Below are 22,556 nucleotides of genomic sequence, written 5' to 3'. Positions count from 1 at the left end.
AAGGGGCACGTCATGACACAGCTCAAGGTGACGCAGGTCAAGTCGAAGATCGGCGGGAACAGCGCGCAGCGGAACTCGCTGCGGTCGCTGGGCCTGCGCCGCATCGGCCAGACGGTGATCAAGCCGGATCGCCCGGAATTCCGTGGCATGATCCACGTTGTCCGCCACCTGGTGCGGGTAGAGGAAGTGGACTAACCAATGCTGAAGCTGCACGATCTGCGGCCGGCTCCGGGCTCCCACAAAGCGAAGAAGCGAGTCGGCCGGGGCGAGGGATCCAAGGGCAAGACCGCGGGCCGCGGCACCAAGGGCTCCAAGGCTCGCTACCAGGTGCCGATCGGTTTCGAGGGCGGCCAGATGCCGCTGCACCGTCGGCTGCCGAAGCTGAAGGGCTTCTCGAACGCGCCGTTCAAGACCACCTACCAGGTGGTGAACACAGGGCGCCTCGCGGAGCTCTACCCCGCGGGCGGCGACGTGACGCCGGACGGCCTGGCCGCCAACGGCGCTGTGCGCCGCGGCGAACTGGTCAAGGTGCTTGGCAACGGCGAGCTGGCCGTGGCGCTGCGGGTCAGCGCGCACGCCGTCTCCGCGTCGGCCAGGCAGAAGATCGAGGCGGCGGGCGGAACAGTCACGCTGCTCGGTTAGCCTGAGCTAGCTCGCTCGTGCCGCCCGTGACGCGAGCGAGCTAGCTCGCCGGGCAGGCCTGCGGGTAGGATACGGAAGCCGCTGAAACGCAGGTTTCACCGATGAAAAGGGATCACGCATGCTGACCGCGTTCATCCGGGCATTTCGGACGCCCGACCTGCGCAAAAAGCTGCTGTTTACGCTGGGCATCCTCGCCTTGTTCCGGTTCGGGTCGACGCTCCCCACACCGGGCATCAACGAGAAGAACGTCAGCACCTGCATGGGCATCGCGTCGCAGAGCAGCATCGCGAGCGTCTACCAGATCGTCGACCTGCTCAGCGGGAACGCGCTCAAGTACATGTCGGTGTTCGCGCTCGGCATCATGCCCTACATCACCGCGAGCATCATCTTGCAGCTGCTCACGGTCGTGATCCCGCGGCTTGAGACGCTGAAGAACGAGGGACAGGCCGGCACGGCCAAGATCACCCAGTACACCAGGTACCTGACGATCGGCCTGGCGATCCTGCAGTCCACCGGGTACATCGAGCTCGCCCGCAGCGGCGAGCTGACCCCGGGCTGCTCGATGACAACCTACCCGATCATCCCCGACTCGTCGGTCTTCCGCATCGCCACCATGGTGATCACGATGGTGGCCGGCACCGCGGTGATCATGTGGATGGGTGAGCTGATCACCGACCGCGGGGTTGGCAACGGCATGTCGGTGCTGATCTTCACACAGGTCATCGCCGTGATCCCCGGCGAGCTGCTGAGCATCTACCAGACCCGGGGAATGTTCGTCGAGCTGCTCTCGGTCATCGTGGTCATCGTGATCTTCGCGTTCGTGGTGTTCATGGAGCAGGCGCAGCGGCGCATCCCCGTGCAGTACGCCAAGCGAATGGTCGGCCGCCGCATGTACGGCGGCACCTCCACCTATATCCCGATGAAGGTCAACCAGGCCGGCGTCATCCCGGTCATCTTCGCCTCCAGCCTGCTCTACATACCGCAGCTCGCGGTCTCGCTGTTCGGGAACAGCAGCCACCCGCAGAGCTGGGTCTCGTTCGTGCAGCGCTACCTGGAGATCGGCAGCACCAACAGCCTGTCCACCATGTGGCTCTACATGATCGCGTTTTTCGTCCTGATCATCGCGTTCACCTTCTTCTACGTGTCGATTACGTTCAACCCGACCGAAGTCGCCGACAACATGAAAAAGTACGGCGGCTTCATCCCGGGCATCAGGCCGGGGAGGCCTACCGCGGAGTACCTCGGCTACGTGCTCACCCGGCTCACCACGCCGGGATCGTTCTATCTCGGCGTGGTCGCCCTGTTCCCGCTGGTCGCCCTCGCCGAGATCGGCGTCGGGAACCAGTTCCCGTTCAGCGGCGTGAGCCTGCTCATCATGGTCGGCGTTGGCCTGGACACGGTCAAGCAGATCGAGAGCCAGCTGCAGCAGCGAAACTACGAGGGTTTCTTGCGATAGTGCGCATCGTCCTTGTCGGGCCACCCGGAGCGGGCAAAGGGACCCAGGCCCACTTCATCGCATCCCATCTGGCGATCCCGCGCATCTCGACAGGTGACATCTTCCGTTACAACGTCACGCATAACACCGAGCTCGGCGCGAAGGCCAGGGAGTACATGGAACGCGGCGACCTGGTCCCCGACGAGGTGACGGTCGCCATGGTGCGTGACCGGCTGGCAGAGGACGACGCGCAGGCCGGCTTCCTGCTCGACGGCTTCCCGCGCAACGTCCCGCAGGCCGAGACGCTGAAGAAGATGCTGGCCGAGTTCGACTCAAGGCTCACGGTCGTCCTCGAACTGGTTGTCGACGAGGACGAAGTGGTGCGCCGCCTGTCCGGCCGCCGGACGTGCCGCCGCTGCGAGCGGGTCTGGCACGTGCTATACGATCCGCCCGCGCAGCCAGGCACCTGCGACGACTGCGGCGGCGAGCTCTTCCAGCGCGACGATGACAAGGAAGAGGTGATCCGGCACCGGCTTGAGGTATACAACACCCAGACGGCGCCGCTCATCGCCTTCTACGCGGACGAGGGCATCCTGGTCGGCATCGACGCCACTGGCCCCGTGGAAGAGGTCACCAGCCGCGCGCTGGCGGCGCTCGGCCCGTACCTGCGCTAGGCGCGGCCTGCCGCAAGCACGGTGCCCCGCCCTCCCTTGCGCGCAAGGCCTGCCCGCGCAGGTAGCGTTGTGTGGGGAGGTGTGGTGCCATGCGGTTGCGGCGCGATCGGGTGATCGAGATCAAGACCCCCGAGCAGCTTGCCCGCATGCGCGAGGCCGGCCTGGTGGTCGCGCGCACGCTGCGGGTGCTCACCGAGGCGGTCCGCCCCGGCATCAGCACCGCCGACCTCGACGCCATCGCGGAACGCGAGATCCGTTTGGCCGGCGCCGTCCCCTCGTTCCTGGGCTACCTGGGCTACCCGGCCACGATTTGCACATCGGTCAATGAAGAGATCGTGCACGGCATCCCCAGCGAGAAGCGGCGCCTCCACCCTGGGGATGTCATCTCGATCGACTGCGGCGCGATCGTGGACGGCTGGCACGGTGACGCGGCTGTCTCTGTCGGGGTGGGCGAGATCGACCCGGCTGACCAGCAGTTGCTGGATGCCTGCGAAACCGCGCTGTGGCGGGGGATCGCCGAGGCCGAGCCTGGCGGCCGGCTCGGCGACATCTCCCACGCGGTCCAGGAGTCGGTGCGCGCGTCCGGGGACTACGGCCTGATCCGCGAGTACACCGGTCACGGGATCGGCACCGCGATGCACATGGAGCCCGCGGTCCCCAACCATGGTCCGGCCGGCCGAGGTCCGCTCCTGCGCGCCGGAATGGCGCTGGCGATCGAGCCGATGATCACTCGCGGCGAATCGCGCACCGCTGAGCTCGCGGACGGCTGGACCGTGGTCACCGCGGACGGTTCCCGGGCAGCGCACTTCGAGCACACGGTCGCGATCACCCCGGACGGCCCGTGGGTGCTGACCCTGCTTGCTCCCGCAACCCTCGGGGCGGGCAAAGATGCCCGGTGACCCCCGGATCCGTGCCTCGGACGCGGACCGGGAACGCGCGGTGTCGCTACTGCGTGAACACCACGCCGACGGCAGGCTGACCCCCGAGGAGTTCAACGACCGCCTTGACCGGGCATTCACGGCGAAGACCATCGGCGAGCTGGACGCGCTCCTCGCCGACCTGCCAGGCATCGACCTGTACCGGCTGCCCGCCGCGGGCATCCGGCCTGCTCCGCCTGGCGCGCTGCGGCGCCGCACCGCAGTGGACCGGCGCGGCGAAAGCGGCGTGAGCAGGCAGCGGGTGGTCACCTGGGCCGCCTGGTCGGCGATCAGCTCGCTGCTTTTCGTCGCGTGGCTGGGACTCGGCCTGATCTCCGGCGGCGCCGCCTGGATCCCGTGGTTCCTGCTTGTCGTCGTGCCGTGGGGGCTCGTCATCGCCCGCAGGCCGCCTGATCACCCGTAGGCCGCGCCGCGCCGGCCCCGACTCAGACGGTCTCGGCCATGGGACTCGGGGCGACGGGGCCAGCGGTCACCCGGTGTCCCGTGCCGCCGCCGCGCTTGCCGGGATCTGGCAGGACGGGCGCGGGAACCGTGGGCTGGGGCACGATCGCACTGGCGCCAATCGCGGCCCGGACGCGCGGCTCCCGGACCGGCGCGCTGACCGAGGCGCCGTGCACGCCGGTCGCCCGCAGGAGCACCCGGTAGTACTGTCCGGCGGCCTTGGCGGCGGGCAGGTCGAAGGAAGCCCGGTGGGCGGGGTTGAGCGTCCCGCTCGCCACGGCCTCCCACGTGCCGCCGGACAGTTCCTGCAGCACAACCGCGTCACCCGCGTCGCCGAACCGCGCTTCTGCCAGCAGCCGGTCGGTGCCCCGCGGTGCGGACCCCCGCCACAGCAGCACGCGCGGGATCACCGTGACGGTGATCGCGGGGCTAGCCACGCCGTCGGGACCGGCAAGCCGGAAGGTCGCGTTCTGGGTCAGGTGCGGCACGCGGACCCTGATCCCGCCGTGTCCGCCGGTCATCCCGCTGCCGGCCTGCTGCCAGCCCGCGGCGCCCGCGACCTGCTCGAGCAGCCGCAGCCTGACACCTGCCTCGGGGTGGCCGAGGTCGGTCAGCTTTCCTGAGAAGAGGTCGAACCCGTTGGCCGGCAGTTGCGCGCGCGACGCGGCGATCGTCAGGATCGAGCCCCTCGCGGCGGGGCGGGAGGTCTGGGCAGCACACGGGCAGGAGGGGGCGGCAGCGGACGGCGAAGGCGTGCCGTGGCTGGTGGTGCTCGGTGATGCTGAGGTCGGCGCCGGCGTTGGCTGCGGCTGGGTAGCGGGCGGGGAGGGCTTGCTGTTCGGCACCCCGAAGGGAGCCAGCACGCTGTACGCGATGTGCTGCACCGGCGCGGGGAGCGCCTGCGCGTACGCGGCCGCGGTGACGCCCGCGAAGGCGGCGACAAGAGCGGCGGCCACGGCGCCGAGCCGCGCGGGCAGGCCCAGCCGCGCGGACAGCCCCGCCCTCCGGGGCGGGCGGCGGGCGGCACGGAACGCCGCGACCGCCGCGTCCCGTCCCTTGAGCTCGTGCGGATGCCCGTCGGCGGTGAGCGCCTTGACCAGGTGTTCGAGTCCGGGCTCGCGAGAGCCGGGCTCGTAAGGAAACCCCGTGCTCACTGCTCCACCTTCTCGATATCGCGGATGCGCGGATCCTCAGACAGCGTCCGCAACCCGCGGTGCAAGGCGACCCGGACCGCGCCGGGCGACTTGCGCAGGATACGGGCGACGGCCTCGGTGTCCAGGCCAGCGATGATCCGCAGCGCCACGACCTCGGCCTGGTCCCGGGAGAGCCCGGCCACCAGGGCCACCGCCTGCCGGGTGGAAAGCCCGGCGAGCACCTCATCCTCCACAGGGTTGAAGTGGACCGTCTGCGGCGGCGACGCCTGCCCGGTCGTCAGTATCTTGTCGCGGTACCTGGTCCGGGAGCGGGCCTCGTCGACGGCCCGGTGGCGGCCAATGGTGAACAGCCAGGCGCGAAATTCGTCTGCTCCGCCCTTCTTAAACCGGTGCAAGTCCCGCACCGCCTGCAGCCAGGTCTCGCTTGCGACGTCATCGACGTCGTCGCAGCCGAGAACCTGCAGGTAACGGAGGAGCCGCGGGTGCAGCGCCTCCCAGAGCACGAGGAAACCGGCCTCGTCACCCGACCTGGCGCGGGCAAGCGCCTTATCGAAACCGTCGGTGTCGGTCTCCATCGCGTCAGCATGCTCCCACACCCATGAGCGGGAATGTCGGCAATATGCGCATGTGCCGCCCGTACGCCGGGCTTGCCGCTGGCCGCCGGATCCGGATCCCGGATCCGGCGGCCAGCGCCGCTGTCGCTTCGGTTGCCGCTACTTCACGACGACGATGACGACGCCGCTGTGCGTGGCGGCGTACTTCGCGTCGCCCTTGAACGCCAGCGCGTAGGCCGAGGTCACCTTCGGCTTGACGACGAAGTGCACCTTGCCCGCCGGACCGGTGAGTTCGACCTGCACGGGGATCAGCGTGCCCTTGACGGTGACGCGGTAGAGCCAGACGAGCTTCTTGGCCAGCGCCACCTTGCCCGACACCAGCGTGCCGCTGATCGTGTCCCGCCCGCCCGGGTGGATGGAGGTCTTGGACTCCACGATCGACAGCGCGGTCGGCAGCCTGACGGGTGCGGTCACGGTTACCGTGAGGGTGGCGCTGCTGGCGGCGGCGTACTTCGGGCTGCCCTTGAACACCAGCTCGTAGGTCACGGTGGCCTTCGGCGCGACCACGTAGTTCACGTCACCCGCCTTGTCGGTGAGCCTGGCCTGCGCCGCGATCAGCTTGCCCGTGGAGGAAACGCGGTCGAGCCAGACGACCCTCTTGGCGACCGGCGTCGTGCCGGTCAGCAGGGTGCCGCTAATGGTGTCCCGATGGCCGAGCGCGATGGTGGAGCTGGCCGCCGAGATTGACAGCGTCGTCGGCGCCGGGGGCGGCGGGGGCGTTGTGGTGGCGCTTGCGGTGCCCGCCGCCGCCAGCACCGCGACCGCCGCGATCGCCGTGCCGGCGACTGCCCGGGTCAGGGATATGCGCATGCTCTTCCTCCAAAGTCGGGCCCGTGCCATGGACGCACGAGCTCCCGCGCTGACAGCGCTCACCCCCCCAGATCCGTTACTCACCCTTTCCACCGCGTCTGCGCTTGCCGCGTGCTTCCCGCCGGGTACCCTGGGGGACAGGGGCGCCGGCACAGCGGAACCCGCCAGGAATATGGCCGGGGCTGGCAGCGTTATGTTGGCGGTTCGCGCTCAGGTGATCGGTCTAGTAGACTCACCTGCGGCCCATCGGCTGGCTCCCATTCCGCTACGGGGAGTGCGTCACGCCCGGCCCGGCTCTCGCCGGGACAGCTGCGAGCCGGCGCGATACCAACCAAGACTACGCAGGACGAAACGCGGAGGATATGCCCAAGAAAGACGGCGCCATCGAGATCGAGGGCACGGTGGTGGAGACGTTGCCTAATGCCTTCTTCAGGGTGGAGCTGGACAACGGGCACAAAGTACTCGCCCACATCAGCGGGAAGATGCGGATGCATTACATCCGGATCCTGCCCGACGACCGGGTGGTCGTGGAACTCAGCCCGTATGACCTGACCCGCGGTCGCATCGTCTACCGGTACAAGTAAGAGCGTCCAGGAGCCTGGGCGCCTGGAGTTAGGTGGCCCGCCAGGCGGGCCAGAGGAGAGTTTGCCGTGAAGGTCAAGCCGAGCGTCAAGAAGATCTGCAGCAAGTGCCGGATCATCCGCCGCCACGGCCGCGTCATGGTCATCTGCTCGGACCCCCGGCACAAGCAGCGCCAGGGCTGAGCAAGAAAGTCCCTGACGGCGCATAGGGTGAATACGCACACAACCGAATACGTGAAGTAGTACGCGCACCGCGGGCGGCATTGCCCGCATCCCCCGGTTGGAGGCCGGGGCCCGGTCCTGGGCAGGGACGGGAGGCGGTGCGAAGGACCTCCACCACACGAAGGAGAACTGCCCGCACATGGCACGTCTGTCCGGCGTCGACCTGCCGCGTGACAAGCGGCTGGAGATCGCGCTTACCTACATCTACGGCATCGGCCGTACCCGGGCTCTGGAGACCCTCGCCGCTACGGGTGTCAGCGGCGACACGCGGGTCCACAACCTTGCCGACGAGGACCTGCTGAAGCTGCGCGACTGGATCGACGCCAACTACCAGGTCGAGGGTGACCTGCGCCGCGAGGTGCAGGCCGACATCCGCCGCAAGATCGAGATCGGCTGCTACCAGGGCATCAGGCATCGCAAGGGACTGCCGGTGCACGGCCAGCGGACGCAGACCAACGCGCGTACCCGCAAGGGCAAGAAGAAGACCGTCGCCGGCAAGAAGAAGGCCGGGAAGAAGTAACCCGTTGGGGGTTCAAGCCCCCGCCGAGGATCGGCGGGAACCTGAACCGCCCCGGGTGATCACCTCAACCAGGAGTCAGGAAGCAGATGCCGCCTCGCAAGAGCAGCCAGCAAGGCGCGCCCAAGAAGGTGCGCCGCAAGGAGCGGAAGAACGTAGCTCACGGGCACGCCCATATCCGGTCCACGTTCAACAACACGATCGTCTCGATCACGGACCCGACGGGCAACGTGATCTCGTGGGCGTCCTCAGGGCAGGTCGGGTTCAAGGGCTCGCGCAAGTCCACCCCGTACGCCGCGCAGCAGGCCGCCGAGGCCGCGGCGCGCCGCGCCATGGAGCACGGCATGCGCAAGGTCGACGTCTTCGTGAAGGGGCCGGGATCCGGCCGGGAGACCGCGATCAGGTCGCTGCAGGCGACAGGTCTCGAGGTGGGCTCCATCCAGGACGTGACCCCCGTTCCGCACAATGGCTGCCGTCCGCCCAAGCGCCGGCGGGTCTGAGGAGAGACTGATGGCTCGATACACAGGGGCGGACTGCAAGCTGTGCCGCCGCGAAAAGGTGAAGCTGTTCCTGAAGGGCAGCAAGTGCGACTCGCCGAAGTGCCCGATCGAGATCCGGCCGTACCCGCCGGGTGAGCACGGCAGGATCCGGCAGAAGGACAGCGAGTACCTGCTGCAGATCCGGGAGAAGCAGAAGGCCCGCCGGATCTACGGTGTGCTTGAGAAGCAGTTCCGTGGCTATTACACCGAGGCGGCGCGCAAGACCGGCCGGACCGGCGAGGCGCTGCTGCAGATCCTGGAAAGCCGCCTGGACAACGTGGTGTACCGGGCCGGCTTCGCCAAGAGCCGTGACATGGCCCGCCAGCTTGTCGGGCACGGCCACTTCCTGGTCAACGGCAGGCGGGTCGACATCCCCTCCTACCGGGTGAGCGAGAACGACGTCATCGAGGTCACGGCCAAGTCCCTTGAGCTGACCCCGATGGTGATCGCCCGCGCCGAGGTCGGCGAGCGGACCGTCCCCGCCTGGCTCGAGGTGATGCCCGAGCAGATGCGGATCCTCGTGCACCAGCTGCCGGCGAGGGCGCAGATCGACACCCAGGTCCAAGAGCAGCTCATCGTCGAGTACTACTCGAAGTAAGGCACCCCCCGGGTGCCTGCGAGCCCCCTTGCCGGGGCCCCAGGGGTACGGGGGGCGGGCAGCCCCCCGTACGCGGGGGATCTCGGGGGGTCGCCCCCCCGGGCCAACATGGCGTCATATAGCGGGCGCCGGGAAAGGAAAGTCATGCTCATCGCACAGCGTCCATCACTTGGCGAGGAACAGGTCGGCGACTACCGGTCGAGGTTCACGATCGAGCCACTCGAGCCTGGCTTCGGCTACACGATCGGGAACTCCCTCCGGCGGACCCTGCTGTCCTCCATCCCCGGGGCGGCGGTCACGTCGATCCGCATCGAGGGCGTGCTGCACGAGTTCACCACGGTTCCGGGGGTGAAGGAGGACGTCACCGACCTCATCCTGAACCTCAAGCAGCTGGTCGTCTCTTCCGAGCACGACGAGCCCGTGGTGATGTACCTGCGTAAGCAGGGCCCAGGCACGGTCACCGCGGCCGACATCGCTCCGCCGGCCGGCGTCGAGGTACACAACCCGGAACTGCACATCGCGACGCTCAATAGCAAGGGCAAGCTGGAGATGGAGCTGACGGTCGAGCGCGGCCGCGGCTACGTCTCCGCCACCCAGAACAAGCAGCCGGGCCAGGAGATCGGCCGCATCCCCGTCGACTCCATCTACTCGCCGGTGCTGCGGGTGACCTACAAGGTGGAAGCCACCCGGGTCGAGCAGCGCACCGACTTCGACCGGCTCATCCTCGACGTGGAGACCAAGCCGTGCATGCGCCCGCGCGACGCGGTGGCGAGCGCCGGCAAGACGCTGACCGAGCTGTTCGGCCTGGCCAGGGAGCTTAACGTCGACGCCGAGGGCATCGACATCGGCCCGTCCCCCACCGACGCCGCTCTCGCGGCCGACCTGGCGCTGCCGATCGAGGACCTGAACCTTACGGTCCGCTCGTACAACTGCCTCAAGCGCGAGGGCATCCACACCGTTGGCGAACTGGTCGCGCGCAGCGAGCAGGACCTGCTTGACATCAGGAACTTCGGCGCGAAGTCCATCGAGGAGGTCAAGCAGAAGCTGGTCGACATGGGCCTGTCGCTCAAGGACTCCCCGCCTGGGTTCGACCCGAGCAGTGCCGTGGACGCCTTCCCCGGCGAAGAAGAAGAGAGCTACGTCGAGACCGAGCAGTACTAGCGGTACTGCGCCGGGACGGCGCTACAGAAAGGGTCTCAATGCCCACGCCTACCAAGGGTGCCCGGATGGGGGGCAGCCCGGCTCACCAGAAGCACATGCTGGCGAACCTGGCCGCCGCGCTCTTCGAGCATGGGAAGATCACCACGACCGAGGCACGGGCGCGCAGGCTCCGCCCCTACGCGGAGAAGCTGATCACCTTCGCTAAGCGCGGTGACCTGCACGCCCGTCGGCAGGTACTGACGGTGGTTCCCAACAAGCGCATCGTGCACTCCCTGTTCACCGAGATCGGCCCCGGCTTCGCTGACCGTGACGGGGGCTACACCCGCATCACGAAACTCGGCCCGCGCAAGGGTGACGCCGCCCCGATGGCGGTCATCGAGTTGGTGGGCGGAGAGGTCGCGGCGCCAAGGCCGCGCCGCCGCACGCGGCGCGTGACGGCTCCGGCCGCGGCTCCCGAGGAGACCGCCGAGGAGACCGGCGCAGACGCGCGGGCGGTCGATGCGGAGACGGAAGAGACCGGGGAAGAGACGTCCGAGGCGGCAGCCGACGAGGACGTTGACGACGATGGTGAGACGGCTGACGTGATCGCGGAAGCCGGCGACGCCGAAGCGGATGCCGCTGCCGAGGACGACACCGAGGCCTGACAACGCCTCGGCTTGTCCGGGCAGGCAGCCACGATCGTGGGCCGGAGGGATCCCCGCTGCGGGTCTCTTCGGCCCGCGGTCGTGAAGGCGCCCCGTTGCCCGCCTGCCGGGGCGTCCCTGGTGGACCTGGGGAGGGTGCGCTGTCCGTTCGGATAAGAATTGATCTTTCCTATGACGGGACGGGATTTTCCGGATGGGCGGCGCAGCCTGGCCGCCGCACGGTGGAGGACGTGCTCGCGCAGGCCCTTGAGCGGGTGCTGCGGCTTGCCGAGGCGCCGCGGCTCACCGTAGCCGGGCGCACCGACGCCGGCGTGCACGCGCGGGGGCAGGTGGCGCACGCGGACGTGCCCGCGGACCCCTGGGAAGCCGGCGCAGGCGCGGCCCTGCGGCGGCTTGCCCGCGCGCTGCCGCCCGACGTCCGGGTGCACCGGATAGGGCCCGCCCCCGATGGGTTTGACGCACGGTTTTCCGCGCTGTGGCGGCGCTATTCCTACCGGGTCTGCGACGACCCGGCGGCCGCCGATCCGCTGCGCAGGCATGACACGCTGTGGCACCCGCGCGGCCTGGACCTTGCGGCGATGAACTCGGCCGCCGCCGGTCTGGTCGGTGAGCACGACTTCGCGACGTTCTGCCGCCGTCGCGACGATGCGACGACAGTGCGCGCGCTGCGGCGGCTCGACTGGCACAGGGACGCGGCAGGCGTGGCCGTCGCCTGCGTGGTCGCCGACGCGTTCTGCCACAACATGGTCCGGGCGCTGGTTGGCGCGCTGCTTCCGGTCGGCGAGGGCAGCCGCCCGCCGGGCTGGCCGTCCGCCCTGCTCACGGCGGCGGTCCGTGACCCGGCGGTCCGGGTGGTGCCGCCGCACGGGCTGTGCCTAGAGGAGGTGCGCTACCCCGAGCCGGGCCAGCTCGCGCGGCGGGCGGCACTGACCAGGCAGGTCCGCGAGTGACGCCCCCTGCGCGCCGTTAGCGGCCGGGCCCCCGCCACCAACGGGCTTGGCGCCGGGGGCCGCACCGATGCTCCGGGTCCGTGGCGGTCGCGGCCTGGACGGTCAGCCGTTGGCCGGCGCGGGGGCGCCGGTGACCATGCGCTGGCTGAGACTGATGTTCGCGGTTCCGGCAACCAGGTCGGTTTCGAACTGCTCGAGCTGCCGGTCCTGCGCGGCGGTCGACGGCGCGTCCCCGTTGGTGAACTCCGCCCAGGTCAGGATCAGGTAGTGGCCCTTGAACTCCGCCTCGACCACCCCGGTACCCGAGCCCAGCTTGGCGCCGATGCCCGACGACGTGCTGAGCGGGGCGATGAAGTCGTTCGCGCCGACCACCTCCCCCGCCAGGTGCGCTTCGCTGGTGGTCGCCAGGTTGACGACGCCTATCGTGCCCATGATCTTGTTATCGCCTGACACGTAGCTGGCGCGCACCACCTGGGTGCAGCTGTCGGACTGCAGCGCGTTGATCAGGTCCTGGCCGATCACGGCGTTGGCGCACGTCTTGTCCAGCCGGGTGGCGATCCGCAGGAACGAGGTGTGGTCGGTCTCGTTCGTAAACGCCGGCGGGTAGAGCTCGGCCACCGTCAGCGGCACGGGGTCGTCGCTGCGCGACTCGATGTGGCAGTACTGGCCGAGCTTCTCGCACGCGGCGGTGGCCGCCGAAGTCGATCCTGACGTCGGCAGCGGGCCGGCCGAGGGCACCGAGGTGCTGGCGGACGGCTTCGGCTTGAGCACGAGGGTGTAGGCGGCCGCGGCGAGCACCGCCACGGCGACGACCCCGAGGGCCGAGAGCAGCAGGCGTCGCTTGCCCCGCTTCCTGCCGTTGCCTCCCCTGCCGCCGGGTCGCGGGCCGGTACCTCCGCCGTAGCGCTCCTGGTAGGGGTCGCGCGCGTCGTCGTACTCGTCGTAGCCCGGCCCCGTGCCGTAGCCGCCGACGACGAAGTCCTCCGGCTCCGCGTACTGGTCGTAGCGGGGGGAGGCATCGTATCCGCCGACGGCACCGTAACCGCGCGGGTCGCCAGGCTCGCGCCGGCCGCCGTAACCGGAGTAGGCCTCGTACTGGCTGTCGTCGTATCGTTCCTGCTGGCCGGTGTACGCAAGGCCCTGCGGGGAGGCCGCCTCCAGCTGGGAGGGCTGCCTTCCCGGCACGGGCGGGAATCCCCTGGCCGGATCGCGGACCGCGGCCTGCGACAGGCCGTCGTCCTGGTAGCGGTCGTCGTACCCGCGCTGGTCGTACTGGTCGTACTGGTCGTGGTCGTACCCGCCAGGCGCACCGAGGGGGTGCGGGCCGGTGCCGTAGGAGTCAATGGCGCGCGCGCTGAGGATGCCGGTGTCCGCGAAGCCAGAGCCGGACGCCGCCTGCGGCTGGCCGGCGTACCAGTCGTTGCCCGCGTCCCGGTAGCCGCCCGTCGCGCCGGCCCGGCCGCCCGGGCCAGCGCCCAGAGCGGGGTAGCCGCCTGAGCGGCCGTAGCTGGAACGGCCGTAGGGGTCGGGGTCGTAGCCGCCGCCTGCCTGCGGCTGGTCGTAGGGTCCGCTGCCGTAGCCGCCGTCGAAGTAGCTGCCGTCGGGGCCGCCGCCCGCCTGGAGCTGGTGGTAAGGCCCGCTGCCGTACCCGCCGCCCGTGTAGCTGTCGCCGTAGCCGCTGTCGCCATATCCGGCCTGCTGACCGTAGCTCTCCGGCCGGCCGTACCCGCCGCCCGCGTAGCCGTCGCCGGCCGGGTAGCCGTTGCCCTGGCCGTACCCGGCGCCGTAGCCGTCGCCGGCTGGGTAGCCGTTGCCCTGCAGGTAGTCGCTGCCGTCGTCGGGGTACGCGCCGCCCTGCCCTGTGGCGTACCCCTGGGGGTCGCCGTACCCGGCGCCCTGGCCGTAATCTTCGTACCCCGCGTAGGGGTCAGCCGACCCGTAGCCGCCGTACCCGTCGGCGGTCGCGTACCCCTCGTCCTGGCCGTAACCTCGCGCGCCGTCGTTCCACGGCCCCGTGGCTTCTGGCCCCGTGCCGGACGACGACTGCCAGGGCGGTTGGCGCCGTGAGGCCGCTCGGGTGCGGGAGGCGTCCTCACCCCGGTATTCCATAACTAATGAGCGTAGCGTCCATATCAGTTCGGCAAGGGTGGTCGCGAAACTTTCAACGTTCAGTGACCAGGCGCTTCCGCGGGGTGGCCCGCGGCAGGAGCGCGGGCAACCGCGGTAAACTAACGTGTTCAGGCGGCAGCGGATCCGCGCGCTTTGGCACTGGGCGCGGATTCGGAGTATGCTGCATTGGCGTTGTCCACGACCAGCAGCACCTGCGTTTTGCCTGCTGCCCGAGTCGCGGACGCGGGTGGAGCGGCCCGGCGGCAGGGTCTCCTGGATCACGAACCACATGCGAAGGCGAACGACTGTGCGCACTTTCAGCCCGAAAGACGGTGACATCACGCGGCAGTGGCATGTCATCGACGCTACTGACGTCGTGCTCGGCCGCCTGGCCAGCCATGTCGCGGTGCTGCTGCGGGGCAAGCACAAGCCCATTTTCGCTCCGCACGTCGACACCGGTGATTTCGTCATCGTGGTCAACGCGGACAAGGTCTCTCTCAGCGGTTCGAAGCTGCAGCAAAAGCGCGCCTACCGGCACTCCGGCTACCCGGGCGGCCTGCACTCGGTGAGCTATGCGGACCTGATGGCCAAGCATCCCGAGCGCGTGGTCGAGAAGGCGGTCAGGGGGATGTTGCCGAAGAACTCGCTCGGACGCAAGACGCTGAGCAAGCTCAAGGTGTACGCCGGCCCGACCCACCCGCACCAGGCACAGCAGCCGCAACCGTACGAGATCCGGCAGATTTCCCAGTAGTGCCGCAAGGAAGCGTGAGGAAGAGCAACGTGGCCGAGCCCACTGGCGTAGAGACGCCTGCAGACGACGCGGCTTACTTCGACGAGGAGTACGCCGAGGACAGCTTTGACGGCGAGGACGTCCCGTCGGAGTACACCAGCGAGTCGCCAGAGGCCGCCGCGCCGCCGCGGGTCCGCCGGCCGGTCATTACCGGCCATGCCTCTGGCACGGGCCGCCGCAAGGAGGCCGTCGCCCGCGTCCGGATCTTTCCCGGCACCGGGCAGTGGGCCATCAACGGCCGCACTCTCGACTCCTACTTCCCCAACAAGGTGCACCAGCAGATCGTCAGCGAGCCGTTCGTGACGCTTGGCGCCGAGGGCAAGTTCGATGTGATCGCGCGCATCGTCGGCGGCGGTGTGACCGGCCAGGCGGGCGCGCTGCGGCTGGGGCTGGCTCGCGCGCTGACGCTCGTCGACCCGGAGAACCGGCCCCCGCTGAAGAAGGCTGGCTTCCTCACCAGGGATGCCCGGGTGAAGGAGCGGAAGAAGTACGGCCTCAAGAAGGCCCGCAAGGCGCCGCAGTACTCCAAGCGCTAGCCGTCGCTGGTAGCCTGCCTCGACATGGCGCGGATCTTCGGTACTGATGGTGTTCGAGGAGTCGCCGGGCGTGACCTGACCGCGCGGCTCGCGATGGACTTGGCCGTGGCGGCGGTGCCGGTGCTCGCGCCTGCCGCCGCCCGGTCCGGGCAGGCGGGATGTCCAGTGCGTCCGGGTCGTCCGCTGGCCGTGATCGGCCGCGATTCACGTGCGTCGGGCGACTTCCTCGAGGCCGCCGTGGTCGCCGGGCTGGCGGGGTCCGGCGTGGACGTGTTCCGGCTGGGAGTCATCCCGACGCCAGGCGTCGCCTACCTCACGCAGGCGCTGGGCGCTGACTTCGGCGTGGTGCTTTCGGCCAGCCACAACCCGGCTCAGGACAACGGGATCAAGTTCTTCGGCCGCGGCGGCGTCAAGCTGCCCGACGAGGTGGAAGACGAGATCGAGGCCGTCCTGCGCGCCAGCGGCGGCGTGCCCGGTGCCGGGGGCGAGCCGGCCGACGGGTTCGGCCGGGTCACCGACGCGTACTCCAAGCACGAGGCCTACCTCGACCACCTCCTCGCGACCCTTCCCGTGCAGGAAGACGGACGTCCGCCGCTGCACGGGCTGCGGGTCGTGGTGGACTGCGCGCACGGCGCCGCGTACAGCATCGGGCCGCGCGCGCTGCGCCGCGCCGGCGCGGAGGTCACCGCCATCGGCGCCGCGCCGGACGGGCTGAACATCAACGCAGGCTGCGGCTCCACCCACCTGGAAGCGCTGGCGGCCGCGGTTGTCGAGCACGGCGCCGACGCCGGGCTGGCCTTCGACGGCGACGCCGACCGGTGTCTCGCGGTGGACGCGGACGGCACCGTGCTGGACGGCGACCAGATCCTCGCGATCCTCGCCTCGCACATGAAGGCGACCGGGCAGCTTGCCGGCGGCGCCGTGGTGGTGACCGTGATGTCAAACCTCGGCTTCCACGAAGCGATGCGCGAGGCGGGCATCACCGTGGTCCAGACTCCGGTCGGCGACAAGTACGTGTACGCGGCCATGCGGGACGGTGGCTACGTGCTCGGCGGAGAGCAGTCAGGGCACATCATCCAGCTGGGCCTGGCCACCACAGGCGACGGCGTGCTGACCGGCCTGCACCTGCTCGCCGCCGTGAACCGCAGCGGGGTCCCGGTGTCCGCCGCGGCGAAGACGATGACACGCTACCCGCAGGTCCTGGTCAACGTGCGCGGCGACAAGCAGCGCGCCATGGCGGACCCGGCGCTGGACACGGCGGTCAGGACCGCGCAGGGCCTGCTCGGCGACACCGGGCGGATCTTGCTGCGGCCGAGCGGCACCGAGCCGGCCATCCGCGTCATGGTCGAGGCACGGGAAGCCGCACTGGCCGAAGACCTCGCCGGCCAGCTCGCTGAGGCGGTTCGCCTGGCGATGCGATGATTGTCGGTGTCGGCATCGACGTCGTCGAGATCGCCCGTTTCGGGCAGGCGCTCGGCCGCACGCAAGGGCTTGCCAGCCGGCTGTTCACCGACAGTGAACGCGGCCTGCCCGTCCGGTCGCTGGCCGCTCGTTTCGCCGCCAAGGAGGCGCTGGCCAAGGCCCTCGGCGGTCCGCCCGGGCTGATCTGGCGCGATGCCGAGGTCGTCACCGACCCGCTTGGCCGGCCGGACCTGAACGTCAACGGCACCGTGGCCGCCGCCGCCGCACGGCTCGGTGTCAGGCGCTGGCACGTGTCGCTCAGTCACGACGGGAACGTCGCCACCGCCGTCGTCATCGCCGAAGGCGATGCCGCGGGCCTGGGGTGGGTGTAGGACTGCGCCGGGCCGCACCGGGCAGACTATGCAACGTGCGTGACGCTTATCAGGTAGCCAAGGTGCGGGCGGCAGAAGCCGCCCTGATCGCGTTGGTCCCGGATGGAACGCTGATGCAGCGGGCGGCGGCGGGGCTGGCGTCGGTGTGCGCGAGCCTGCTGCGCGCGAGCCCCGGCGGCGTCTACGGATCGCGGGTCGTCGTGCTCGCTGGCACAGGGGACAACGGCGGGGACGCGCTGTACGCGGCGGCGCTGCTCGCCCGGCGCGGCGCCGCGGTGATCGCCATCCAGGCCGGGCCGCGCATGCACGCGGGCGGCGCTGCCCGGCTTGCCGCCGCCGGCGGGCGGTTCGCCGGCGTCGTGCCCGTGCGGGGGCCAGACGATACCCGTCCCGACGTGAGCGGCCGCTACGACCCGGGCCACGACGCACGGCACGCCATCGGGCACGCCGACCTGATCATCGACGGAATGCTCGGCATCGGCGGCAAGGGCGGGCTGCGCGACCCGTACGCCACCCTGGCGCAGCTCGCGGTCAATTCGACCGCGACCACGGTCGCCGTCGATCTGCCAAGCGGCATCGACGCGGACACCGGGGCGGTCGACGGGCCCGCCGTCCGGGCCGACGTGACAGTGACGTTCGGGGTGGTCAAACCCGGCCTGCTGATCGATCCGGGGGCACGCCACGCCGGGGTCGTGGAGCTTGTCGACATCGGGCTGCGGCCGCACCTGCTCGAGGCACCCGACGTGTCGGCGCCGCAGCGCGGCGACATCAGCGCGCTGGTCCCGCGGCCGGGCCCGGAGTCGGACAAGTACCGCCGCGGGGTCCTCGGCCTGCTGGCCGGCAGCAGCCGGTTCACCGGAGCCGCCCTGCTCGCGGCCGGGGCCGCGGTCCACGGCGGGGCAGGCATGGTCCGGCTCGTCACGGCGCCCGCCGCGGCGGCGGCCGTCCGCCACGTCTGGCCCGAGGTGGTGATCACCGAGCTCGGGACAGACGGCGGGGACCGTTCGGGAGAAGAAAGAGATCTTCCCGGTACGGGCGGGCAGCCGTGGTCCCCCGGCGACGTGGGGCGGGTGCAAGCGTGGGTCGCCGGCCCGGGCATGGGCGTGACGCAGGACGCCGCGCAGCGGCTGGCGGCCGTGCTCGGCACTGGCCTGCCTGTGCTCGTGGACGCGGACGGGCTGTCGCTGCTCGCCAAGCGGCGCGACCTGCTGCCGCGTCCGGCGCCGACGCTCCTTACCCCGCACGCGGGCGAACTCGGACGGCTGCTCGGCGCGGAACCGGACGATGTCGAGGAACGGCGGCTGGAGCATGCCCGCCGGGCCGCGACCATGTTCGGCGCGTGCGTGCTGCTCAAGGGGTCCACCACCGTGATAGCGCCGCCGGACGGAACGGACCCCGTGCTGGTCAACACCACGGGAACATCGTGGCTGGCCACCGCCGGCACCGGCGACGTCCTCTCCGGGCTGGCCGGCGCGCTCCTGGCGCAGGGGCTGCTGCCGCCGCAGGCTGCCGCGACCGCGGCGTACCTGCACGGGCTCGCCGCCCGGCTCGCGGCCGCGGACGCCTCCGGGGTCACGCACGGGCGCGCGGGTGCGGCGCCGATCGGCGCGTCTGACGTGCTCAGGGCGCTGCCGATGGCTTTCCGCGCGGTGTGACGCTGGCTCTACGATTGGTGGTCATGGATAGCCACGCGCAGGCCTGCGTAGACCTCGGCACGATCGCCGGCAACGTGGCGGCGCTGGTCAGGCACGTGGCGCCCGCCGCGGTCATGGCGGTCGTGAAGGCGGGCGGATACGGGCACGGTGCCGTCCCCGCGGCCCGCGCGGCGGTCCGCGGCGGTGCGGGCTGGCTGGGCGTGGCGCACGTGGCCGAGGCGCTTGAGCTGCGCGCGGCGGGAATCGGCACCCCGCTGCTGTGCCTGATGGCGATCGGTACCGGCGCCCATCGCGAGGCGATCGCGGCGAGCGTGGACCTCAGCGCGGGCTCGGTGGACATGGTGCGCCGGCTGGCGGCCGCCGCCGCGCAGGCCGGGCAGCCCGCGCGGGTCCACCTCAAGGCCGACACCGGGCTGAGCCGGGGCGGGGCGACGGCCGCCGACTGGCCGTCCGTCGTGGCGGCGGCGCTGGACGCTCAGGCGGCCGGCCGGGTGAGCGTGGTGGGGCTCTGGTCGCACTTCGCGTCCGCCGACGAGCCGGGCAACCCGTCCGTGGCCAGGCAGCTTGCCGCGTTCGGGGAGGCGGTGGCGGTCGCGGAGAAGGCGGGGGCCACCCCTGAGGTCAGGCACATCGCGAACACAGCGGGCGCCCTGCTCGTGCCGGAGGCGCACCTTGACCTGGTGCGGATCGGCGGCGGGATTTACGGCCTGTCGACGCTGCCCGGTGGCCCGCCGTCGTGGCTGCGGCCAGCGATGACGCTGCGGGCGCGGCTGGCCATGGTGAAGCGGGTGCCTGCCGGGACTGGCGTCTCCTATGGGCACCGCTATGTGACCTCCAGCGAGACCACGCTCGGCCTGCTGCCTGTCGGGTACGCCGACGGGGTGCCGCGGGCGGCCGCGGGACGGCCGCTGCTGTTCGCGCGCGGGCGCCGGTGGCCGATCGCCGGGACGGTATGCATGGACCAGCTGGTCATCGACTTCGGCGACGCGCCGGTGGCCGCAGGGGAGGAGGTCGTGCTGTTCGGGCCGGGTGATGGCGGGGAGCCGACCGCGCAGGAGTGGGGCGACACGCTGGGCACCATCTCCTACGAGATCGTCACCGGCATCGGCGCTCGCGTGCCAAGGTCGTACGCGTGAACGAGGAACTGACCGTCGCGACCGCGGCGGACATGCGCGCGCTCGGGCGGCGGCTCGCCGCGGTGCTCCGGGCCGGAGACGTGGTGCTCATGAGCGGCCCGCTTGGCGCGGGCAAGACGACGCTGACGCAGGGCATCGGGCAGGGCCTCGGGGTACGCGGGCCGGTGACCTCACCCACTTTCGTCATCGCGCGGGTGCACCCGCCGCGGACGGCCGCCCGGGAACTCGCCGCGGACGGCCTGCCGGCGGGCCGGGCGCCGGCTGGCGGGCCGGCCCTTGTGCATGCCGATGCCTACCGGCTGGGCAGCGCCGCCGAACTGGACGACCTGGACCTGGACACCGACACCGGCAGCTCGGTGACCGTCGTGGAATGGGGAGAAGGACTGGCCGAGGGGCTGGCCGAGGACCGCCTGGAGATCGCCATCGCCCTCGGCCCTGGCGACGCCCGCCTGCCCGATGGCGATTCGCCCCGTACGGTAAGGATTTCCGGCATCGGCAAGCGCTGGCGGGACATCCGGTTGCCACCCGCCGATCTCGCCGATCGTCTATAGTTCGGCCTGTACAGTTCCGGTTTGCCCGTTGTACCACGCCTGTAGGTCAGGACCCCGCACCGCCAACCCCCCACCGGAGGCATGCCGTGACTCATCATGAGTCATTCCCCGGTCGGCCGCGTGGCCGCCGGGCACGTCCCGACAACGACGTGCCCGAGTGGGCGGGGTACGACGCTGTGCCGCAGGACAAGCCTGAGTTCCCCGACCTGTCAGCGACCCGCGGCCGCGAGGCCCCCGCGCGGGACGGCCGGGTCCACGGCGAGGCGCGGCTGCCCGAGGGCGCGGGCTATCCGCCGAACGTTCCCGGCTACCCGCCGCAGGGAAGCGGTCAGGCCAGCCAGGGGCAGCCCCCGTGGGAGGACCAGCCCTGGCGCGCACCGCGGCAGCCCGCCGAGCCGCAGCCGCGGCCGTCGCTCCGGCCGCAGCCGTCGCTCCGGCCGCGACCGCGGCCGCGGCAGGGGCCGGGGCACGAGGGGACAGACTGGACGGGTGCCGCCAGCCAGGACCCGATGGAGGCCTTCTCAGAAAGATGGCGCCGTCGTGGCGGCGAGTCCCGTGAGGAGAGGCGCGCGGACCGCCGCAGGCGGCGCCGGCTGCTGATCGCGGCCGGGGCCGGCGCGGCGGTCGTGATCGCCGTGGCGGTGTACTTCCTCATCGGTGGCAAGAGCACGCCCGCCAACCCTGACCTCGGGTCGCTGATCACGACGTTCCTGCCCGGGGAGATCCGGCAGGTGCCGGACGCCTGCACGTCGGTGCCGGGCGCGACGCTCAGCGAGTTCCTGCCCGGTCAGCCCAAGACGGCGGCCCCGCCGCTGAACACCGGCGCCGACAGCCAGTGCACGTGGACCCTGGACAAGGCGCCGCTGTACCGGGTGCTCGAGGTGAACATCCAGGCGTACTCTCCGAATGCGCTGGTCAGCTACGGGGACGGCAGCGCCACCTTCGCCGCCATAAACGCGTACGCGCAGGACGAGACGGCGAAGCAGAGCCCTGCACCGCGCAGCGGGCAGCCGCCGTCCGCGGTGACCGACCTGTCCGGCATGCCGGGCGGCAGTGACACGGTGGCTTTCGAGGCGGCGCAGGTGTTCAAGGTGAACGGCGCGATCACCGATATGGCGACCGTGGTGGTCCGGTATCGCAACGTCATCGTCACCGTGGTGCTGAACGGCCTGGACCACGCGAATGTGGGCAAGTACGGGCCTGTTTCGCAGGCCGCGCTCAATTCGGCCGCGCAGACGATCGCGCGGGAAGTGACCGGGGAGATCGTCCGCTGACGCGGCGCTGAGGGGACGCAGCGTCGGCTACTCTTTTAGGTCGTGCTGCTGCTCGGACTGGACACCGCCACGTCCGCGGTGACGGTAGCGCTACATGACGGCGGGCAGCCATTGGCCCAGCTCGTCGTCGTCGACGCGCACCGCCACGCGGAGTTGCTCACGCCTGCGATCGCGAAGGTCATCGCGGACGCAGGCGCGGAGCGCGGTGACCTCACCGGCGTGGCGGTCGGCGTCGGGCCGGGCCCGTACACGGGGCTGCGAGTAGGAGTCGTGAGCGCCCGCGTGCTCGGCTTCGCGCTGGGGATCCCCGTGTACGGCGTGTGCAGCCTCGACGTCATCGCCGCCGATGTCGAGCGCGAGGGCGATTTCCTTGTGGCAACCGACGCGCGCCGCCGCGAACTCTACTGGGCTCGCTACGACCAGACGGGGCGTTTGTCTGGCCCTCATGTCGGCCCGCCCGCGCTCATCCCCTCTCGTGAACTGCCTGTCGCCGGCGAGGGCCCGCTGCTGTACTCCGAACTTCTGCCGAACGGCCGGGGGCCGGCCTATCCCGCGGCGGCCACCTTGTGCCGGATCGTCGTCGCGGCCCTCGCCGCGGGCGATGCCGACTCAGCGGGCGCGGGATCCGCCGGCGCGGTGTCAGCAGGCGGCAGCGGCGCGGGAAGCGCCCGCCCGTCGGTGCTGCTGCCCCCGGAGCCGCTGTACCTGCGCCGCCCGGACGCGCGCGAACCGGGCGCGCCAAAGCGGGTGTCGCGGTGATGACGGGCAGGCACGCCCGGCGCGCTCCCGGTG

At 70.9% G+C, this 22,556-nt stretch carries 27 protein-coding genes; 23 read left to right on the top strand and 4 right to left on the bottom strand.

The window, feature by feature from the left end; all coding sequences use genetic code 11:
* Nucleotides 1-12 precede the first annotated feature (12 nt).
* The 6 genes from rpmD to Q1N79_RS02280 all read left to right on the top strand — a co-directional run bounded on the left by rpmD (nucleotide 13) and on the right by Q1N79_RS02280 (nucleotide 4,092).
* Nucleotides 13-195, top strand: a complete 183-nt coding sequence (gene rpmD / locus Q1N79_RS02305; RefSeq protein ID WP_300603606.1) for a 50S ribosomal protein L30 — start codon at nucleotides 13-15, stop codon at nucleotides 193-195.
* Between the two features lie 3 nt (nucleotides 196-198).
* On the top strand, nucleotides 199-642 hold the full coding sequence (rplO, locus tag Q1N79_RS02300; RefSeq protein WP_300603603.1) for a 50S ribosomal protein L15: 444 nt from the start codon (nucleotides 199-201) through the stop codon (nucleotides 640-642).
* Nucleotides 643-760: 118 nt separating this feature from the next.
* Entirely contained in the window at nucleotides 761-2,098 is a 1,338-nt protein-coding gene (secY, locus tag Q1N79_RS02295) for a preprotein translocase subunit SecY (protein WP_300603600.1), read from the top strand.
* A complete protein-coding gene (locus Q1N79_RS02290; protein WP_300603598.1) occupies nucleotides 2,098-2,751 on the top strand; it encodes an adenylate kinase in 654 nt (217 codons plus the stop codon). Before secY ends, Q1N79_RS02290 begins: the two co-directional genes overlap by 1 nt.
* A gap of 89 nt (nucleotides 2,752-2,840) precedes the next feature.
* Nucleotides 2,841-3,650 carry a type I methionyl aminopeptidase gene (gene map / locus Q1N79_RS02285; protein ID WP_300603595.1) on the top strand — a complete coding sequence of 270 codons (810 nt, stop codon included), beginning with the start codon at nucleotides 2,841-2,843 and terminating at the stop codon, nucleotides 3,648-3,650.
* Entirely contained in the window at nucleotides 3,640-4,092 is a 453-nt protein-coding gene (locus Q1N79_RS02280; protein WP_300603593.1) for a DUF1707 domain-containing protein, read from the top strand. The genes map and Q1N79_RS02280 overlap by 11 nt, the downstream gene beginning before the upstream one ends.
* A gap of 22 nt (nucleotides 4,093-4,114) precedes the next feature.
* Here Q1N79_RS02280 and Q1N79_RS02275 read toward each other — a convergent pair whose 3' ends face one another.
* From Q1N79_RS02275 to Q1N79_RS02265, 3 genes are all read right to left on the bottom strand, one after another.
* Nucleotides 4,115-5,284 carry a hypothetical protein gene (locus Q1N79_RS02275; RefSeq protein ID WP_300603589.1) on the bottom strand — a complete coding sequence of 390 codons (1,170 nt, stop codon included), beginning with the start codon at nucleotides 5,282-5,284 and terminating at the stop codon, nucleotides 4,115-4,117.
* Nucleotides 5,281-5,859 carry an RNA polymerase sigma factor gene (locus Q1N79_RS02270; RefSeq protein WP_300603586.1) on the bottom strand — a complete coding sequence of 193 codons (579 nt, stop codon included), beginning with the start codon at nucleotides 5,857-5,859 and terminating at the stop codon, nucleotides 5,281-5,283. The genes Q1N79_RS02275 and Q1N79_RS02270 overlap by 4 nt, the downstream gene beginning before the upstream one ends.
* Nucleotides 5,860-5,997: 138 nt before the next feature.
* Entirely contained in the window at nucleotides 5,998-6,708 is a 711-nt protein-coding gene (locus tag Q1N79_RS02265; RefSeq protein ID WP_300603582.1) for a hypothetical protein, read from the bottom strand.
* Nucleotides 6,709-7,070: 362 nt separating this feature from the next.
* On the opposite strand from Q1N79_RS02265, the gene infA reads away from it, so the two are divergent.
* From infA to truA, 8 genes are all read left to right on the top strand, one after another.
* Complete coding sequence (infA, locus tag Q1N79_RS02260) at nucleotides 7,071-7,292, top strand: translation initiation factor IF-1 (RefSeq protein ID WP_300603580.1); 222 nt, start codon at nucleotides 7,071-7,073, stop codon at nucleotides 7,290-7,292.
* Between the two features lie 66 nt (nucleotides 7,293-7,358).
* Nucleotides 7,359-7,472: a 50S ribosomal protein L36 gene (rpmJ, locus tag Q1N79_RS02255; RefSeq protein ID WP_145852083.1), complete on the top strand. Its 114-nt coding sequence runs from the start codon at nucleotides 7,359-7,361 to the stop codon at nucleotides 7,470-7,472.
* 178 nt (nucleotides 7,473-7,650) lie between these two features.
* A complete protein-coding gene (gene rpsM, locus Q1N79_RS02250) occupies nucleotides 7,651-8,031 on the top strand; it encodes a 30S ribosomal protein S13 (protein ID WP_300603574.1) in 381 nt (126 codons plus the stop codon).
* A gap of 86 nt (nucleotides 8,032-8,117) precedes the next feature.
* The gene (gene rpsK, locus Q1N79_RS02245) at nucleotides 8,118-8,528 is read left to right on the top strand and encodes a 30S ribosomal protein S11 (RefSeq protein WP_300603572.1); all 411 of its coding nucleotides are present in this window, start codon (nucleotides 8,118-8,120) and stop codon (nucleotides 8,526-8,528) included.
* Nucleotides 8,529-8,538: 10 nt separating this feature from the next.
* On the top strand, nucleotides 8,539-9,165 hold the full coding sequence (gene rpsD / locus Q1N79_RS02240) for a 30S ribosomal protein S4 (protein ID WP_300603569.1): 627 nt from the start codon (nucleotides 8,539-8,541) through the stop codon (nucleotides 9,163-9,165).
* Nucleotides 9,166-9,309: 144 nt separating this feature from the next.
* Nucleotides 9,310-10,326 (top strand): DNA-directed RNA polymerase subunit alpha, encoded by a 1,017-nt coding sequence (locus tag Q1N79_RS02235; RefSeq protein WP_300603567.1) that lies wholly within the window; start codon nucleotides 9,310-9,312, stop codon nucleotides 10,324-10,326.
* A gap of 38 nt (nucleotides 10,327-10,364) precedes the next feature.
* Nucleotides 10,365-10,970: a 50S ribosomal protein L17 gene (rplQ, locus tag Q1N79_RS02230; protein ID WP_300603565.1), complete on the top strand. Its 606-nt coding sequence runs from the start codon at nucleotides 10,365-10,367 to the stop codon at nucleotides 10,968-10,970.
* Between the two features lie 140 nt (nucleotides 10,971-11,110).
* Nucleotides 11,111-11,920, top strand: a complete 810-nt coding sequence (gene truA / locus Q1N79_RS02225) for a tRNA pseudouridine(38-40) synthase TruA (protein ID WP_300603648.1) — start codon at nucleotides 11,111-11,113, stop codon at nucleotides 11,918-11,920.
* Nucleotides 11,921-12,022: 102 nt separating this feature from the next.
* Here truA and Q1N79_RS02220 read toward each other — a convergent pair whose 3' ends face one another.
* Nucleotides 12,023-14,029, bottom strand: coding sequence for a hypothetical protein (locus tag Q1N79_RS02220; RefSeq protein WP_300603563.1), 2,007 nt, complete (start codon nucleotides 14,027-14,029; stop codon nucleotides 12,023-12,025).
* Nucleotides 14,030-14,336: 307 nt separating this feature from the next.
* Between Q1N79_RS02220 and rplM the strand changes: the two genes are divergently transcribed.
* The 9 genes from rplM (at nucleotide 14,337) to tsaB (ending at nucleotide 22,523) form a co-directional block, all read left to right on the top strand.
* Nucleotides 14,337-14,780 (top strand): 50S ribosomal protein L13, encoded by a 444-nt coding sequence (rplM, locus tag Q1N79_RS02215; protein ID WP_300603560.1) that lies wholly within the window; start codon nucleotides 14,337-14,339, stop codon nucleotides 14,778-14,780.
* 29 nt (nucleotides 14,781-14,809) lie between these two features.
* A complete protein-coding gene (rpsI, locus tag Q1N79_RS02210) occupies nucleotides 14,810-15,355 on the top strand; it encodes a 30S ribosomal protein S9 (RefSeq protein WP_300603558.1) in 546 nt (181 codons plus the stop codon).
* Between the two features lie 24 nt (nucleotides 15,356-15,379).
* On the top strand, nucleotides 15,380-16,777 hold the full coding sequence (gene glmM, locus Q1N79_RS02205) for a phosphoglucosamine mutase (protein ID WP_300603555.1): 1,398 nt from the start codon (nucleotides 15,380-15,382) through the stop codon (nucleotides 16,775-16,777).
* Nucleotides 16,774-17,148 carry a holo-ACP synthase gene (locus Q1N79_RS02200; protein WP_300603553.1) on the top strand — a complete coding sequence of 125 codons (375 nt, stop codon included), beginning with the start codon at nucleotides 16,774-16,776 and terminating at the stop codon, nucleotides 17,146-17,148. The genes glmM and Q1N79_RS02200 overlap by 4 nt, the downstream gene beginning before the upstream one ends.
* Before the next feature lie 35 nt (nucleotides 17,149-17,183).
* The gene (locus Q1N79_RS02195; protein ID WP_300603550.1) at nucleotides 17,184-18,803 is read left to right on the top strand and encodes an NAD(P)H-hydrate dehydratase; all 1,620 of its coding nucleotides are present in this window, start codon (nucleotides 17,184-17,186) and stop codon (nucleotides 18,801-18,803) included.
* 23 nt (nucleotides 18,804-18,826) lie between these two features.
* Nucleotides 18,827-19,939: an alanine racemase gene (gene alr, locus Q1N79_RS02190; RefSeq protein ID WP_300603548.1), complete on the top strand. Its 1,113-nt coding sequence runs from the start codon at nucleotides 18,827-18,829 to the stop codon at nucleotides 19,937-19,939.
* Nucleotides 19,940-19,971: 32 nt separating this feature from the next.
* A complete protein-coding gene (locus Q1N79_RS02185) occupies nucleotides 19,972-20,490 on the top strand; it encodes a tRNA (adenosine(37)-N6)-threonylcarbamoyltransferase complex ATPase subunit type 1 TsaE (protein ID WP_300603645.1) in 519 nt (172 codons plus the stop codon).
* 149 nt (nucleotides 20,491-20,639) lie between these two features.
* Nucleotides 20,640-21,764: a hypothetical protein gene (locus tag Q1N79_RS02180; RefSeq protein WP_300603545.1), complete on the top strand. Its 1,125-nt coding sequence runs from the start codon at nucleotides 20,640-20,642 to the stop codon at nucleotides 21,762-21,764.
* 42 nt (nucleotides 21,765-21,806) lie between these two features.
* Entirely contained in the window at nucleotides 21,807-22,523 is a 717-nt protein-coding gene (tsaB, locus tag Q1N79_RS02175; RefSeq protein ID WP_300603542.1) for a tRNA (adenosine(37)-N6)-threonylcarbamoyltransferase complex dimerization subunit type 1 TsaB, read from the top strand.
* Nucleotides 22,524-22,556 lie beyond the last annotated feature (33 nt).

Source organism: Trebonia sp. (assembly GCF_030042015.1).
Taxonomy (GTDB): Bacteria; Actinomycetota; Actinomycetes; order Streptosporangiales; family Streptosporangiaceae; genus Trebonia.
Note: the sequence above shows the minus strand (reverse complement) of the source record. Positions and strands in the feature narration are given on the sequence as shown.

Excerpts from the sequence above, each read along its gene's own strand:
- rpmD (WP_300603606.1), top strand. The coding sequence starts at position 13 with ATGACACAGCTCAAGGTGACGCAGGTCAAGTCGAAGATCGGCGGGAAC.
- rplO (WP_300603603.1), top strand. The coding sequence starts at position 199 with ATGCTGAAGCTGCACGATCTGCGGCCGGCTCCGGGCTCCCACAAAGCG.
- secY (WP_300603600.1), top strand. The coding sequence starts at position 761 with ATGCTGACCGCGTTCATCCGGGCATTTCGGACGCCCGACCTGCGCAAA.
- map (WP_300603595.1), top strand. The coding sequence starts at position 2,841 with ATGCGGTTGCGGCGCGATCGGGTGATCGAGATCAAGACCCCCGAGCAG.
- Q1N79_RS02280 (WP_300603593.1), top strand. The coding sequence starts at position 3,640 with ATGCCCGGTGACCCCCGGATCCGTGCCTCGGACGCGGACCGGGAACGC.
- Q1N79_RS02270 (WP_300603586.1), bottom strand. The coding sequence starts at position 5,859 with ATGGAGACCGACACCGACGGTTTCGATAAGGCGCTTGCCCGCGCCAGG.
- Q1N79_RS02265 (WP_300603582.1), bottom strand. The coding sequence starts at position 6,708 with ATGCGCATATCCCTGACCCGGGCAGTCGCCGGCACGGCGATCGCGGCG.
- infA (WP_300603580.1), top strand. The coding sequence starts at position 7,071 with ATGCCCAAGAAAGACGGCGCCATCGAGATCGAGGGCACGGTGGTGGAG.
- rpsM (WP_300603574.1), top strand. The coding sequence starts at position 7,651 with ATGGCACGTCTGTCCGGCGTCGACCTGCCGCGTGACAAGCGGCTGGAG.
- rpsK (WP_300603572.1), top strand. The coding sequence starts at position 8,118 with ATGCCGCCTCGCAAGAGCAGCCAGCAAGGCGCGCCCAAGAAGGTGCGC.
- rpsD (WP_300603569.1), top strand. The coding sequence starts at position 8,539 with ATGGCTCGATACACAGGGGCGGACTGCAAGCTGTGCCGCCGCGAAAAG.
- Q1N79_RS02235 (WP_300603567.1), top strand. The coding sequence starts at position 9,310 with ATGCTCATCGCACAGCGTCCATCACTTGGCGAGGAACAGGTCGGCGAC.
- rplQ (WP_300603565.1), top strand. The coding sequence starts at position 10,365 with ATGCCCACGCCTACCAAGGGTGCCCGGATGGGGGGCAGCCCGGCTCAC.
- Q1N79_RS02220 (WP_300603563.1), bottom strand. The coding sequence starts at position 14,029 with ATGGAATACCGGGGTGAGGACGCCTCCCGCACCCGAGCGGCCTCACGG.
- glmM (WP_300603555.1), top strand. The coding sequence starts at position 15,380 with ATGGCGCGGATCTTCGGTACTGATGGTGTTCGAGGAGTCGCCGGGCGT.
- Q1N79_RS02200 (WP_300603553.1), top strand. The coding sequence starts at position 16,774 with ATGATTGTCGGTGTCGGCATCGACGTCGTCGAGATCGCCCGTTTCGGG.
- alr (WP_300603548.1), top strand. The coding sequence starts at position 18,827 with ATGGATAGCCACGCGCAGGCCTGCGTAGACCTCGGCACGATCGCCGGC.
- Q1N79_RS02185 (WP_300603645.1), top strand. The coding sequence starts at position 19,972 with ATGCGCGCGCTCGGGCGGCGGCTCGCCGCGGTGCTCCGGGCCGGAGAC.